This window comes from Bacillus sp. M5A3_1b, assembly GCF_053345335.1.
On record NZ_JBKEZY010000001.1, the window covers coordinates 798,479 to 813,824 of the forward strand.

Sequence of the window (15,346 nt, forward strand, 5' to 3'; positions counted from 1 at the left end):
ATTTCTTTTTTAAAGTATAGAATATGAGAAGCGTTACCACTTCTCATATTCTATACTTTTTTTACTGTCTCTTTACTAGTTTCGCATGCACGACTAACCTTCCTGCTTCCGGATCAAGTGCATAGTCACACGTCGAAAGTGTTACGATTTGATCACTCGCTGTCAATTTTGTATCCGTTTTGTACAGCGATTTTTCTTGAATTTTCTCCAAAAATGATGTGTATTCCGTATCATTGCTAAAATCCGTTTCAATGTAATAAAAATCAGCTGTTGTTGTATACACCGAGAACACTTCAAGATCATATCCTTCAAATAATGTATCGTAATATAATTTACGATGCGACATGAAGAACTCTTCATCTAACATTTTCTTTAAACTTCCAAACATAGAACCATCTTTCATACGGTGACCATATAAAATAGTATTTCGATTTTGAGATTTCACATCATTACGATAGTCCATAAAAATACTTCCTGCTCTCATATCTTCACCTTTATAATTACGAAATAAATAGTAATCATTGTCTTTCGCCTGAACGATTGGATAATTAATTTGTGTATCATCCATCGTAATCCATCCAACTATTTCTTGGTTAATTTGCTGCAGAGCTTTGAACTGTTTACGTACTTCCCCGTCTTGTGATTGCTCTTCCATCGGACTCTTTTCATAAATGTTTTGTGCTTCGGCCATTACTTTACGATTTTCATAGTAATCCATGAAAATATCACCTAATTCATATACTGAATAGAAAAAGGTACCTAAAAAAACAACTGTAAGTATTCGTTGAAAAAAAGAATTCTTCTTCCGTTCTTTTTTACTACTCAAATCATCACCTCAAAACGGATTGTTCGCATATTTAAATGCCCATTGGGACCATATACAACCCTGTATCTTCATCTTGCTTTACAACGACATCTACACCGTATATCGTCTTTATCATACTTTCTGTCACAACATCATTCGGCTTACCTTTCGTAACAATTTCGCCGTCTTTCATAACGATGATATGATCACTATAGCGAATCGCCTGATTGATATCATGTAATACCATAACGATTGTCAATCCATGTACTTCATTTAACTCTTTTACTAGCTCTAATATTTCAAGTTGATAATAAATATCTAAATAGGTGGTCGGTTCATCTAAAAAGAGCATTGGTGTTTTCTGAGCTAACGTCATAGCAATCCAAACACGTTGTCTTTCTCCACCAGATAAAGCATGAATCTCTTTATCACGTTTACTTAGTAAATTCGTACATGCTAAAGCCCCTTCGATTGCTTCTCTATCTTCATCAGTTTGCGAGGAAAAAATATTTTTATGAGGCATACGACCATAACTTGTTAATTTCTCTACCGTCATATCTGCCGGTGCTTCATTTTGTTGATGGACAACGGCTAACTTTCTAGCAAACTCTTTCGGTTTATATTGACTAATCGCCTTTCCATCCAGTATTATCTCTCCGCTACGAGGGTCGTGATTTCTTGACATGACGCCAAGTAATGTCGATTTCCCGCAACCGTTTGGACCAATAATTGTTGTAATTTTACCAATTTCTATTTCACTACTAACCGACTTTAATCGATCCGTTACATTATCATACGAAAAGGTTACATTTTTAATTTCCATGAACTTTATCACTCTTTCTAAGCAAGAATATTAAGAATGGGCCACCAATCACTGCCATAATCGTCGCCGCTGGAATTTCGTTAGGTGGCACAATTAACCTTCCAATCGTATCCGCCGTCAAAATTAATAACGCTCCTGCAAGAGCAGAAAATGGAATTAATACTTTATGATCCGAACCGACTAGTTGTCTTGAAATGTGCGGAACGAGTAATCCTACGAAAGCAATAACACCTGCAATTGCTGTTGATACTGCTGCTAAAAGTACTGCAATAGCAGAAATAATAAGACGAACTCTCGTCACGTGCAAACCTAAGTTTTTCGCAGTCTTATCTTGTAGCGATAATAAGTTACACCAAGCTCCTACAAACAGAGCAAGAATAAGACCAATTGTTCCATATGTAACCATTATTTCTACATCGCCCCACGTCTTCATCGTTATGTTAGAAGTCGTCGTTTGCTTAATACTCTTAATGAAGTATCCGCAAATCGTAATGAACGATTCATTTAATCCAGTGAACATTGCATTAATAGCTATACCAACTAAAATAATGCGAAGCGGACTTAACCCTGACTTCCATGAAAATGCATAAACGAGATAACATGCAAACGCACCACCTAAAAAGGCGAATACGGGTGTCCAGAAAAAGAATTGCGGGAATAACGTAATAATAACAAGTGTCATAAAACTTGCCCCAGAAGATATCCCGATTACCCCAGCATCAGCAAGTGGATTTTTCATAACAGCTTGAAAAAGCACACCTGAAACGGCCAGAGCTGCTCCAGTAAATAGTGCAATAATAATACGTGGGAAACGTAAATCTTTAATCACTTCAACATCTTCATTCCCCCCTGTAAATATCCCTTGCACAAGCTCAGCAATACCTATTTCTAAACTCCCTTTCATCGCTGACAATGATGTCATAACAATAAGTAATGCAGTAACAATGAGGAAACTCCAAGTTTTTTTATTCATTCCACTCTTCCTTTATATTAAAATGCATCACGGATACATCATTTTTTTCAATTCATCTAAAGCTTTCATTGCTGCTAAATTACCTGTTGTTCCAAATAAACGCTCTTCTAAATCGTAAACACGGTTATTTTTAACTGCAGCGAAGTGCTTCCAAATATCATTTGTTTTAAATTCTTTATCAAACATTTTCACAACTTCTTCAGGCATACCATGAGCTGCTCGTAAAATAATATCCGGATCAGCTTTTTTCAAATACTCTGTATTAGAAGCTAAATACTCTACTTGTTCACCTTGCACAATATTTTTACCACCTAGTTGTTTCACTAAATCTCCAATATAAGAATGCTCTGTTGCTACTAAATAACTCCCTGGTACACCTAATAAAATAAGCACTGTCGGTTCTTTCTTTCCCTTTACTGCTGTTTTAATCTCTGTAACCTTGTTATCTAACTTCGTTACAACTGCTTCAGCCTGCTTTTCACGTCCATATTGCTTACCTAAATCGCTAATGGAATTTTGCATATTTTTCAAGCTTGTTAAATCTAAAAAGTTTGCTTTCATGCCCACACCATCAAAAACTGGCTTTAATTCATATTCAAGTGTTGTCACGGATAATACTTCTGACGGCTTTAACGATTTTACCTTTTCCATATCAGGACTCATCGGATTCCCGACTTCAGGTAAACCTTTATATCTCTTTGGTAAATCTTTCGTACTTGTTGGAATACCAACTAAATCTACTTCTAACGCATCCATAATTTCAGTAACAGCAACTGTCGTTGCAACAATTCTCTCACTCTTTACCTGTTTTGCTGCTTCTTTTTTAGGCGCCGAGCATCCAGCTATACTCACTAATAGAATGATAGCCATTAGTACACTAGCAATTTTCTTCACTCTCAATCACCACTCCTTTCCAAATAATATGAAACAAGTCTTGATGCATGCGAACATGCATCAAGACTCCAAAAATTACAATCTTCCTGCTCTATATTTACGAACTAGTAAAGCAAGTGACCCAAGCAATAGCACCATGTATAAACCTAGTTGTGCTGTATCTGCCGTTTTTGAGTTTTTCTCTTTTTTTGAATCATTTTTTTGATCTTCTTTTTTCTTCTTATCATCTGCATTTCGGTTAAAATCAGGATTATCTACTTTTTTCACATTATCTACTTTCGGTGTAATTACTGGATTGTTCGGATCTTTTTTCGGATCTTTTTTTGGATCCTCTTTAATCGTTCCTAACGCACCAATATTATTTGTATCAAATTGAATTTGGACATCGTAGAAATGATGGTAGTTCATTTCGTTGATATCAACTTTTACTTTTGCATTTAATTTTGCAAATAAATCACTTACTTCAAATTGCACTACTCTCGTATTTGCATTTGTATCTTCGCTTACTACTTTCGCATCAGCAAAAAGACTGTTATTTTCCGTTTGGAATTTTGTAATCCATGCACTATTTTTTAACGTCATCTCAATGTACTTTTTACCATCTTTAACGATTAATTTTGCTGGATGTACAGTATAGTCATGCATCTTTGAAAGCTCATTTGTTTTATCTTTTAACACTTTAAATGGAATATCATATTCACCATCTACTAAATTTTTGGGATCAACTATTACTTTTGGTTGATTATTTCCGCCTTGGTTGTCACTTCCGCCTTGGTTGTCGTTTCCACCTTGGTTATCGTTTCCGCCTTGGTTGTCGTTTCCACCTTGGTTGTCGTTTCCACCTTGGTTATCATTTCCGCCTTGATTACCTAAAGCTTTAATACTATTTTCATCAAATACAAATTGAACATCGTAGAAATGGTGATAATTCATTGCATCAATATCTACTTTTACTTTTGCATTTAATTTTTTCGATAAATCATCTACTTCTAACTCTACTACTTTTGTATTTTTCTCTTTATTCTCACTTAAGACTTTTGCGTTAACAAAAGAACCATTCTTCTCAAACTCAAATTTTGTAATCCATGCACTATTCGTTAATGTAAACGATACATACTTCTTGCCATCTTTCACTTTTAGTACAGCTGGACTCTTTGTATATGTGTTCATCATTGAAATTTCTTCTGTTTTATCTTTTAAAACTTTAAAGCCAATACTGTATTCACCATCTTTAAGGGCTTTTGGATCAATGGTTGTGTTGTTACCTTGGTTGTTGTTTCCGCCTTGGTTATCGTTTCCGCCTTGGTTATTGTTCCCGCCTTGGTTATTGTTTCCGCCTTGGTTATCGTTTCCGCCTTGGTTATCGTTTCCGCCTTGGTTATCGTTTCCGCCTTGGTTATCGTTTCCGCCTTGGTTGTCGTTTCCGCCTTGGTTATCGTTTCCGCCTTGGTTGTCGTTTCCGCCTTGGTTATCGTTTCCGCCTTGGTTGTCTAACGGTTTAACGCTATCTTTATCAAATGCAAATTGAATGTCGTAGAAATGATGATAATTCATTGAATCGATATCTACTTTTACTTTTGCATTTAACTTTTTAGATAAATCATCTACTTCTACTTCCACTACGCGTGTATCAGCTTTTTTATCTTCACTTAATACACTCGTATCAACGAACGAACCATTTTTCTCAAATTCAAACTTTGTAATCCATGCACTATTCGTTAATGTGAATGATACATATTTTTTACCATCTTTCACCTTTAACACGCCCGGACTCTTCGTATACGTGTTCATCATTGAAATTTCTTCTGTTTGATCTTTTAAAGCTTTGAAACTGATGCTGTATTCGCCATCTTTCATTGTTTCAACATTCGGCTTCTCTACTTCTGGTTTCTCTACCTCTGGCTTTTTATCTCCATCTGGTTGCTTTTCTTCGTTCTTAATTGGCTCAAGTTTATCTTGATTAAATTGAAGTTGTAATTCATGCGTTTGTTTATAATTTTGTGATGCCACTTCAATAAATACTTTTGCATTCAACTTTTTAGATAAACTGTCTACTTCAAATTCTACTACTCTTGTATTTTTCTCTTTATCTTCACTTACTACTTTCGAATCAACAAATGAACCATCTTTTTCTGTTTGTAAATTTTTAATTGATGCGTTATCTGTTAATGTTACAGTCGCTTTTTTCTTACCGTTTTCTACTTTTAATACTGCTGGACTTATTAGCTTGTCTTTCATTCTAGATTCTTCATCTGTCTTATCTTTTAATACTTTAAATGGAATGCTGTACTCTCCATCTTTCATTGTTTCAACTTCTGGTTTTTCTACTTCCGGCTTTTTATCTCCATCCGGTTGTTTTTCTTCATTTTTAATTTGTTCAAGTTTATCTTGTTCAAATAAAAGTTGTACATTATGTGTTTGCTTGTAACCTTGTGATGCCACTTCAATAAATACTTTTGTATTTATTTTTTTAGATAAATCGTCCACTTCAAACTCTACTACTCTTGTATCTTTTTCTTTATCTTCACTCACTACTTTTGCATCAACAAATGCGCCATCTTTTTCCGTTTGGAAATTTTTAATTAATGAGCTACTTGTTAGTGTTACAATTGCCTTTTTCTTACCGTTTTCTACTTTTAATACTCCTGGATTTACCATGTAAGTATTCATCTTAGATTCTTCATCTGTTTGATCTTTTAACACTTTAAATGGAATACTATAATTCCCATCGTTAATTGTGTTAGAATTGGGTTGTTGATCTGGGTCAGGCTTTTGGTCGGGCTTCTGACTTGGATCCGGTTTTTCATTTGGATCTGGCTTATTTGCTGGATCCTCTTTTTCATTTGGTTTTTCTACATGAATCGGTGTAATACTATTTTGGTCGAATGAAATACGAATGTCATAGTAATGATGATAATTAAACGCGTCAATATCAACTTTTACTTTTGCATTTAATATCTTCTCTACATCTTCCACATCAAATTCTACTACTCTTGTATTTTGTTCTTTATCTTCACTAATTACATTTGTCTCAACGAGCTGACCTGCTTTTTCTGTTTCAAATTTCGTAATCCATGAACTATTCGTTAACGTAAAGGATACCTTCTTCTTCCCATCCTTCACTTTTAAAGTCCCTGGACTTACAGAGTATTGATTCATCATAGATTCTTCATCTGATGTGTCCTTAAGAACTTTGAAACCGATTGAATATTCACCGTCAGCTAGTTGGCTTGCTGCTTGAACTGCAAGTGGTTGTAATGTTGATACGAATGTAAATACCATTAAAAACATAGCAACAATAATTTTTACATACCTGTTCAATGGAACGACTCTCCCTTTTGAAAATTTTTTAATTATTTAATACTGTTCCCATCAAATACAAAACGAATATCATATGAAGCATTATAATTAATAATTGGGATATTAATTTTCACCTTGCCATTTAGTTTTTTTGACAAGTCAGCAACTTCAAATTCTACAACTCTAGTATTCTCTTTTGTATTTTCACTTAACACAGTAGCTTCTACGAATTGACCATTTTTTTCTACTTGTAAACTTTTAATAGAAGTACTATCTTTCACTTTGAATGAAACATATTGTTTTCCATCTTTAACTGTTGATGTTGCCGGACTTTCAAAATAACTATTCATTCTAGATGATTCATCTTTATCGCCTTTCCATACAGTAAAAGCAATATTATATTTTCCATCAGCCAATTTTGTAGCAGCCTTTGTATCTTGTAAACCTAGTGTTGCTATAAACGTAAATAAAACAGCAAATACGGCAATAATCATTTTAAATTGTTTAAACATATATTCATCACCCTTCAAAAGATTTATTTACTTAACTTCACTTTACGAATTAAGAAAACACCTGAAATAAGAATTAACACTGCAAATAATCCGATGCGTGCTTCATCGCCTGTTTTTGGGTTATCTGTTTTTTCAGCTTTACCACTTTCATTTGTTCCTTTGCTTGCCTCTTTATTTGTTTCTTTATTCTCTTCTTTCTTCACTTCTTCTTTTACTTTTGTATCTGTTTTTGTCTGATCAGTATTCTTTGTTGTAGCAGTTGCTTTATTTTCTCCACCTACCGCTTTTACATTTGCATCAAACGCAAAGCGAATTGTGTAGTTATGGTCATAATTTACGTTAGGTACAACAACATGAATTTTTGCAGCTGCTGGCTTAGATAAATCGTCTATTTTAAACTCTACAGTTCTTTTATCTGCAGATTCATCTTTACTAACAACTTTTGCATCAACAAAGTTCCCGTTCTCTGGTGCTTTAAATTCTGTAATCCAAGCACTATGATTCATCGGAATTTGTACTCTCATCTCACCATTTTTCACAATTAACTTAGCTGGTTTTTCAAAATAATCATTTGCCATTGAAGCTGAATCATTTTCTGCTTTTTGTATGACATAGTTAATATCATAAGTACCGTCAGCTACATTTGCCGAAGCTTGTCCAAATGGCACTACGAAAAAAGCTAGCATACATACGAATGTCATAATAAAAGCGGGTAATACAGAAATCTTTCTCATTTGGCTTACTTCCTCCTTGTTTATCTTTCATCCATACTTTTTGAAAATGATAATTATTCTCAATTTATAAGAAAAAAATAATAATCCTCTATCATTATTTAATTGTAATTTATTTATGTAATGTAGATATTATTGATTATCATTCTCACTGCGTGTTAAAAATAATATCCCTCCCTATTCCTTATAAAGAGCGATTTACATTTTAACATAAGTCCCTATTTCTTTTGATGATTATCATTCTCAATGAAGGTCAAAAAAAATAAAACTAACCATTCTCCTACTCTATCACCTCTATCTACAAAATGATATCGTTATAGAAAACCTTATACCTTTCACTCCTCACTTTCCTTCCAATATTTCCACAACTAAGTCAATCTTAGCCTAATGCTAATTTTTTTGTCAACTATATTACGTATAAAATTTTTAATATCTAAATTTCCCTATATGCAATTTTTTCTACAAAAAAAGAGACTTTCTTTCATAGAAAGCCTCTTTTCACTATTTTTCTACAGCAACTTCTTGCTTTTGAAATAAAGAAACTACATATCCAATTGCAATTCCAATGATACCCGGAACTAGCCAACCAATCCCTACACTATATAGTGGAATTTTATCTAAGATAGGAGCAAGGGCCGCTACTTGAAGATTTGCATTATGCAATCCATCAAAGAAGCTAATTGCAAATGCTCCTACAATACCGCCTACATACATAGCTAATGGAAGACGAATATAGTTTTCAACAAGTGATAATACAATCAGTACGATACCAATTGGGTAAATTGCAATTAAAATCGGTAATGCTAATGCGTTTAACTGAGTTAACCCAAGGTTTGCTACCATAAATGCTAATACACAGAAGATGAAAACGACCTTTTGATAAGAAAGCTTTGGTAATAAGGAAGAAAAATATTCCCCACAAGCTGCAACAATACCTACAGAAGTTGTTAAACATGCCGCTGTAATTGCGATCCCTAATAATAAAGTTCCGTAACTACCAAATAAATGATTTACAACGTTTGTTAAAATAATTCCTCCGTTTGCTCCCATTCCAAGAGACACACTAGAAGCTCCCAGATAAGCAAGTGCTAAATAAACAAGTAGTAAACCGAGCGCTGCAATAAATCCTGCAAAGATTGTTACTTTTGCAATGCTGTTCTTATTTGTAACGCCTTTTGCTTTTAAAGCATTAATAACAACATTTCCGAAAACAAGTGCTGCAAGTCCATCTAAAGTTAAATATCCATCAATAAAACCTTTAAAGAGCGGAGCATTATACGCTTCTGTCGGTGCACCAAATTCTCCAATTGGTGTAATAATTGCTTTACCTACGATAATTGCTATAACAGCTAACAAAATCGGAGTTAATACTTTACCGATGCGGCCCACTAATTTCGATGGGTTTAAAGCTAAATAGAAAGTTACTGCAAAGAAAATGAATGTAAAGATAACAAGTGGATAAGATTGACCTGCTATCTCACTTGGTAAAAATGGTGCAACACTCATTTCATAAGCAACTGTTCCTGTACGCGGAACACTTACGAATACGCCTAAACATAAATAAATTGCAGTGATAAAAACAAGTGCGAATACAGGGTGTACACGTCCCGCTAGCTCATTAATATCTCCCTTTAGAGCTATAACAATTACCCCTAATAAAGGTAATCCAACACCTGTTACGATAAAGCCAAATAACGCGATCCATACGTCTGTTCCAGCACCTTGCCCTAAAGCCGGCGGGAAAATCATATTACCTGCACCGAAAAATAGTGCAAACAACATTAAACTTATTGCAAACATCTCAGAAAACTTTAAAGATGATTTCATTTCTACTAACCTCCTACATATTTTTATATTAACAAAATATTCTGAATTAAAGACCGTCACATATCCTCTTTCAAGCATACTTCCCCGTAAAAGAACGCAAAAAACACCCGTCCCTAACAAAGGGACGAGTGTTGAAATCGTGGTTCCACCCTTATTCTAATAAAATGAATTTATAACAAAATAAGCTCATTTTATAGCTCGTGTAAATTGATAACGGTTTTATCCGCCAAGAATTACAATGCATCATGCAGTTCACTCTTGAAGTTTAGAGGTGGTAAGTTTGTCTTTCCGTATTAGGAAGCTCGCAGCCTAGGCTTCCCTCTCTGAGAATCGTCAAAAACAACTCATGTCCTCATCATTACTTTTATAAAATATCTTGTCGAAACTTGTTGTTTTTTATTATATGGGCTATTTTTTAAAAAATCAATAGTTTTATTTTTTCTGACAAAAAAATATAGGGAGAAAATTTTTCCTCCCTATAACTGATTTATTAAAATGTCTAATTCCTCAGATGTAACGCTCCGCCATTTTCCCACTTCAAGATCGTCTAGCTCTATATTCAGAATACGAACCCGCTTTAGCTTTGTTACAGTAAATCCGAAAGCACGGCTCATTCTACGAATTTGTCTGTTCATTCCTTGCGTTAAAACGATGCGAAATGTAGATTGATCCACTCTCGTCACTTTACAAGGCTTCGTCATTCCATCTTTAATCTTTACACCGCTGGCCATCTTATCAATAAACCAACCTGTAAACGGCTTATCAACTGTAACAATATATTCTTTCTCATGTTCATGATCTCCGTGTAAAATTTGATGGGCAATGGCGCCATCATTCGTTAATAAAATAAGTCCTTCCGATGCTTTATCTAATCGTCCCACAGGAAAAATTCGTTCTGGATAATTAATATAATCAATAATATTATCTTCAATATGATCGGCTGCTGTACAAGTAATTCCGATTGGTTTATGAAAGGCAATATACACCTTTTCCTTCTCTTCTTTTGCAATAACCTGTCCATCAATCGTTACCACATCACCATCGCTCACGAGTGCACCGTGCGTACATATTTCGCCGTTAATAGCCACGCGTCCTGCTTTAATGAGACGGTCTGTTTCACGTCTTGAACAGGATTTTGCTTCGCTTATGTATTGGTTGATTTTCATAGCTTATTCCTTTTCCTATATATTAAAAGCGTCAATCTATGGCAATATCACTCTGCCACGATTGACGCTCTTTTACTTCGCAAAAACAACTAAATAAATAACCCCAATCACCAAAAATATTCCACAACAAGCTAACAATACTTTTGCAAGTTTGTCCATAAACATATAATGGTTTCCCCTTTGTTTCGTTGTTTTCTATTTTAATTCGACAACTGTTACGCCTAGGCCTCCCTCGCCCATGTCACCGTAACGGTAATTCTTCACGCCGCGGTGCTTCTTCAAGTAATCTTGTACACCTTGGCGAAGCGCTCCTGTTCCTTTACCGTGAATAATTGATACGCGAGGATAGCTTGCAAGCTGTGCATCGTCTAAATATTTTTCAACGCGCATCATTGCATCTTCATAACGTTCACCGCGAAGATCGAGCTCTAACGAAACGTGATAATCTCTACCCTTCACACTTGCGACTGCTTTTTTCTCAGTTTGCTTCGGTGTATTAATGTATTCCATATTGGATTCTTTCACTTTCATCTTCAGAATACCAATTTGTACGCTCCACTCTGTATCACTTACTTTTTCAAGCAATTGACCTTTTTGACCAAACGTTAACACTTTTACTTCATCACCTGCGCGTAATTGTTGTTTTGGCGCTGTGTTTTTCACGTTTACTTTTTGTTTCTTCACAAGCTCTGGCGCCGCACCTTCTAGACGGCTCTTCGCTTCAATAAGCTCATGGTCTTTCACGTTTATAAGCTGTGCTTTACGCAATTGACGAAGTTCTTGAATAATACCTTCTGCTTCTTTCTTTGCAGCTTCGACTTTTTCTTCCCCTTCTTTTTGCGCTTTTAATAATTTTTCATCGCGCTCATCATTAAATTCAATAATTTGACGCTGTAATTCGCGATGTAGTTTTTCAGATTGCTTGCGAAGTGCTTCTGCTTCGTTCCAGTCACGCTCTGCATTCTTTTGACTTTCTTCTAACTTCGCAATCATATTTTCAATTTTGTTTGTATCTGTACTAATGTGGTTACGAGCTTGATCAATCACGCGATCAGATAGTCCAAGGCGCTTCGAAATTTCAAAGGCATTACTACGTCCTGGTACACCGATTAATAATTTATACGTTGGGCTTAATGTGTTCACGTCGAACTCAACGCTCGCATTAATAACTTTCTCACGGTTATATCCGTATGCTTTTAATTCTGGGTAATGCGTCGTAGCAACAACGCGAGCACCACGATTACATACTTCATCTAAAATTGAAATTGCTAATGCAGCCCCTTCTTGCGGGTCTGTTCCAGCACCTAATTCATCAAATAAAACTAAGCTTTCAAAATCAGCTTTTTCTAAAATATCAACAATATTCACCATATGTGAGGAGAACGTACTTAAACTTTGTTCAATCGATTGCTCATCACCGATATCGGCAAAGATATTTTTAAATACACAAATCTCTGACTCATCCATTACTGGAATGTGAAGGCCAGATTGCGCCATTAATACACAAATACCAACTGTTTTCAGCGTAACTGTTTTACCACCTGTATTCGGCCCTGTAATAACAATTGTCGTGAAATCTTTACCTAACATAATGTTATTTGGCACGATAATTTCTGGATCAATAAGCGGATGACGTGCTTGTCTTAAATCCATATAACGCTCGTTATTTACGATTGGTTTCGTTGCTTTTATACGCTTCCCATAAAAAGCTTTCGCAAAAATAAAGTCAAGATTCGCAACTACTTCTACGTTAGATAAAACGATATCTGCTTCTACTGCCACTTCTTCTGTTAACATCAATAAAATGCGTTCGATTTCTTGTTTTTCTTTCACTCGTGCTTCTTGAAGCGCGTTATTTAACTCTACAATGACTTGTGGTTCAATAAATAACGTTTGCCCAGAAGCTGATTGATCGTGGACAATACCGCCATATACACCGCGGTATTCTTGTTTTACTGGGATTACGTAACGTTCGTTACGAATCGTTACAATCGCGTCAGACAGCATCTTTTGCGCGTTGGAAGAACGCGTCATATTTTCTAACTTTTCACGAATACGACTTTCCGCAGTACGAATTTGAGTACGAATACCACGCAGTTTATCACTTGCGCTATCGACTACTTCACCGCCATCACCGATACAATTTGTAATTTTCTTTTCTAAATCATATAAAGATACAATTTGAGCGACATGAGTTTCTAAAATTGGAAGCTCGACACCATTATCAACCATATCTTCAATGAAACGTTTCATATTGCGACTACCATACATCGTATTGGCAATATCAAGTAGTTCATTCGGGCTTAACATACTTCCAATCTTTGCACGCTTCACATTTGAGCGAATATCCGTAATACCACCTAATGGTGCACTACCTTTTAAACGAATGACTTTCGCTGCTTCATCTGTTGTATCTTGCATTTCTACAATTTCTTCAAAATCAGTGCTTGGCACTAAATGCTTCACTTTGTCACGGCCAAGTGAAGAGGCTGTATGTTCAAGTAATTGTTCTTTTACTTTATTGTATTCTAATACACGCAACGTTCTTTCTAACATGTTGCAGGTCCCCCTTGTGTTACTTATTACGTTTAATATAGTCTAATAAACGTTCGATATCCCACGTGTTAATCACGTTATCTTTTTGAATCCAACCTTTACGTGCTGCGGCTACACCTGTTTCCATATCTTCTAACATTTCAAGCGTATGAGCATCCGTATTAATCGCTACTTTTACACCAGCATCCTGTGCTTGTTTTAATAATTTCGCGCTTAAATCTAGACGATTTGGATTCGCATTTAATTCTAAAACTGTATTTGTCTCTTTTGCGAGTTCAATTAATAAATCTGTATCTACATCGTAACCCTCACGACGCCCAAGAAGGCGTCCTGTCGGATGGGCAATCATTGTGACATGCTTATTCTCCAGCGCAGCACGAAGACGTTTCATAATCGTTTCACGGTCTTGTGAGAAGCTAGAGTGAATCGCTCCAATGACATAATCTAATTCTGCTAATACTTCATCATCAAAATCAAGTGTTGCATCTGGTAAAATGTCCATTTCAATTCCGCGTAAAATTGTAATGTCTGGATACTTTTCGTTCATACGTTCAATTTCTTTCGCTTGTTCACGAAGGCGCTCTTTCGTTAAACCGTTCGCTACTTTCAAGTATTGTGAGTGATCAGTAATCGCCATAAACTTATATCCACGAGCACGGCACGCTTGTACCATCTCTTCAATGGAAAAAGCACCATCACTCCATGTTGTATGCATATGTAAATCACCTTGTATGTCAGAGAACTGAATTAAGTTCGGATACTCTTTAATTAATTCAATTTCTTTTCCATCTTCACGCACTTCTGGTGGGATAAATGGAAGACCGAAATGAGCGAAGAACTCCTCTTCTGTTTCAAATGTTCTCACTTCACCTGTTTCTAAGCTTTCTACACCGTACTCACTAATTTTCTCGCCTCTATCTTTCGCGATTTGGCGCATTTTTACGTTATGGTCTTTTGATCCTGTGAAATGATGAAGAGTTGTAATAAATTCTTCAGGTTTTACTAAACGGAAATCGATTGAAATATCATATTCATATTGAAGACGAACAGAAACTTTCGTATCTCCACTTGCGATTACTTCAATCATATTATCGAATTGCAGTAAATGCTCACGTACTGTAGCTGGTTCTGACGTTGCAATGATAAAGTCTAAATCTTTCACTGTTTCACGAACTCGGCGCAAACTACCAGCGCGAGAGAAACGAATTACTTCAGCAATATTCGACAATTTCTCCTCTATTTCCCCGGCAATAGGTAATACCATTGCGATTGGTAAACGCTCTGGACGAGAGCCTACTTGATCGATTGCTTCTAATATTTTCTCTTCTGTCTTCTTACCGAAACCTGCTAAAGCTTGTACTTTATTTTCCTCACAAACCGCTTTTAGCGATTCCATATCAACAACACCAAGTTCTTTATATAACTTAGCTACCTTTTTACCACCAAGGCCTGGTAATTTTAATAACGGTAATAAGCTACTTGGCACTTCTTTTTCAAGCTCTTGTAATACTTCAGATGTTCCCGATTCTATATATTCTTGAATAACTGCTGCTGTTCCTTTTCCAATGCCCGGAATCTTCGTGAAATCTTCAATCTCAGAAAGACTACGATCATCACTTTCTAATGCTGCCGCCGCCTTACGAAATGCAGATATTTTAAATGGATTCGCGCCCTTTAGTTCCATAAAAAGCCCAATTGTCTCTAGTAATTTAATAACTTGTTTTTTATTTACTTTCATCATTACCCCGCCTTTCTTTCA

The 15,346-nt window shown here is 35.6% G+C and carries 11 protein-coding genes and 1 other annotated feature; all 11 genes read right to left on the bottom strand.

Going from position 1 to position 15,346, the window contains the following annotated elements:
• Positions 1-61: 61 nt before the first annotated feature.
• The 11 genes from srtB to polX all read right to left on the bottom strand — a co-directional run bounded on the left by srtB (position 62) and on the right by polX (position 15,325).
• Positions 62-826 (bottom strand): class B sortase, encoded by a 765-nt coding sequence (gene srtB / locus ACLBWW_RS04230; RefSeq protein ID WP_048544301.1) that lies wholly within the window; start codon positions 824-826, stop codon positions 62-64.
• A 31-nt stretch (positions 827-857) separates the two neighbouring features.
• Positions 858-1,628, bottom strand: coding sequence for an ABC transporter ATP-binding protein (locus ACLBWW_RS04235; protein ID WP_048544303.1), 771 nt, complete (start codon positions 1,626-1,628; stop codon positions 858-860).
• Positions 1,618-2,601, bottom strand: a complete 984-nt coding sequence (locus tag ACLBWW_RS04240) for a FecCD family ABC transporter permease (RefSeq protein ID WP_098131713.1) — start codon at positions 2,599-2,601, stop codon at positions 1,618-1,620. Before ACLBWW_RS04240 ends, ACLBWW_RS04235 begins: the two co-directional genes overlap by 11 nt.
• A gap of 27 nt (positions 2,602-2,628) precedes the next feature.
• Positions 2,629-3,501, bottom strand: coding sequence for a heme ABC transporter substrate-binding protein IsdE (gene isdE, locus ACLBWW_RS04245; protein WP_142333957.1), 873 nt, complete (start codon positions 3,499-3,501; stop codon positions 2,629-2,631).
• A 69-nt stretch (positions 3,502-3,570) separates the two neighbouring features.
• A complete protein-coding gene (locus ACLBWW_RS04250; protein ID WP_447613912.1) occupies positions 3,571-6,816 on the bottom strand; it encodes an NEAT domain-containing protein in 3,246 nt (1,081 codons plus the stop codon).
• A 32-nt stretch (positions 6,817-6,848) separates the two neighbouring features.
• Entirely contained in the window at positions 6,849-7,307 is a 459-nt protein-coding gene (locus tag ACLBWW_RS04255; protein WP_098706370.1) for an NEAT domain-containing protein, read from the bottom strand.
• Positions 7,308-7,330: 23 nt separating this feature from the next.
• Positions 7,331-8,041, bottom strand: a complete 711-nt coding sequence (gene isdC, locus ACLBWW_RS04260; protein WP_048544308.1) for a heme uptake protein IsdC — start codon at positions 8,039-8,041, stop codon at positions 7,331-7,333.
• Between the two features lie 498 nt (positions 8,042-8,539).
• Positions 8,540-9,865 (bottom strand): branched-chain amino acid transport system II carrier protein BrnQ6, encoded by a 1,326-nt coding sequence (gene brnQ6 / locus ACLBWW_RS04265; RefSeq protein ID WP_048544310.1) that lies wholly within the window; start codon positions 9,863-9,865, stop codon positions 8,540-8,542.
• A gap of 117 nt (positions 9,866-9,982) precedes the next feature.
• Positions 9,983-10,233: a binding site (T-box leader), on the bottom strand.
• Between the two features lie 108 nt (positions 10,234-10,341).
• On the bottom strand, positions 10,342-11,031 hold the full coding sequence (locus tag ACLBWW_RS04270) for a 23S rRNA pseudouridine(2604) synthase RluF (protein WP_048544312.1): 690 nt from the start codon (positions 11,029-11,031) through the stop codon (positions 10,342-10,344).
• Positions 11,032-11,226: 195 nt separating this feature from the next.
• Positions 11,227-13,587, bottom strand: coding sequence for an endonuclease MutS2 (locus tag ACLBWW_RS04275; RefSeq protein ID WP_048544317.1), 2,361 nt, complete (start codon positions 13,585-13,587; stop codon positions 11,227-11,229).
• 19 nt (positions 13,588-13,606) lie between these two features.
• Positions 13,607-15,325 (bottom strand): DNA polymerase/3'-5' exonuclease PolX, encoded by a 1,719-nt coding sequence (gene polX, locus ACLBWW_RS04280; protein ID WP_048544319.1) that lies wholly within the window; start codon positions 15,323-15,325, stop codon positions 13,607-13,609.
• Between the last annotated feature and the right edge of the window lie 21 nt (positions 15,326-15,346).

Bases quoted from the DNA above. Each gene is read 5' to 3' on its own strand.
- ACLBWW_RS04235 (WP_048544303.1), bottom strand. From the start codon at position 1,628: ATGGAAATTAAAAATGTAACCTTTTCGTATGATAATGTAACGGATCGA.
- ACLBWW_RS04240 (WP_098131713.1), bottom strand. From the start codon at position 2,601: ATGAATAAAAAAACTTGGAGTTTCCTCATTGTTACTGCATTACTTATT.
- ACLBWW_RS04255 (WP_098706370.1), bottom strand. From the start codon at position 7,307: ATGTTTAAACAATTTAAAATGATTATTGCCGTATTTGCTGTTTTATTT.
- isdC (WP_048544308.1), bottom strand. From the start codon at position 8,041: ATGAGAAAGATTTCTGTATTACCCGCTTTTATTATGACATTCGTATGT.
- brnQ6 (WP_048544310.1), bottom strand. From the start codon at position 9,865: ATGAAATCATCTTTAAAGTTTTCTGAGATGTTTGCAATAAGTTTAATG.
- ACLBWW_RS04270 (WP_048544312.1), bottom strand. From the start codon at position 11,031: ATGAAAATCAACCAATACATAAGCGAAGCAAAATCCTGTTCAAGACGT.
- ACLBWW_RS04275 (WP_048544317.1), bottom strand. From the start codon at position 13,587: ATGTTAGAAAGAACGTTGCGTGTATTAGAATACAATAAAGTAAAAGAA.
- polX (WP_048544319.1), bottom strand. From the start codon at position 15,325: ATGAAAGTAAATAAAAAACAAGTTATTAAATTACTAGAGACAATTGGG.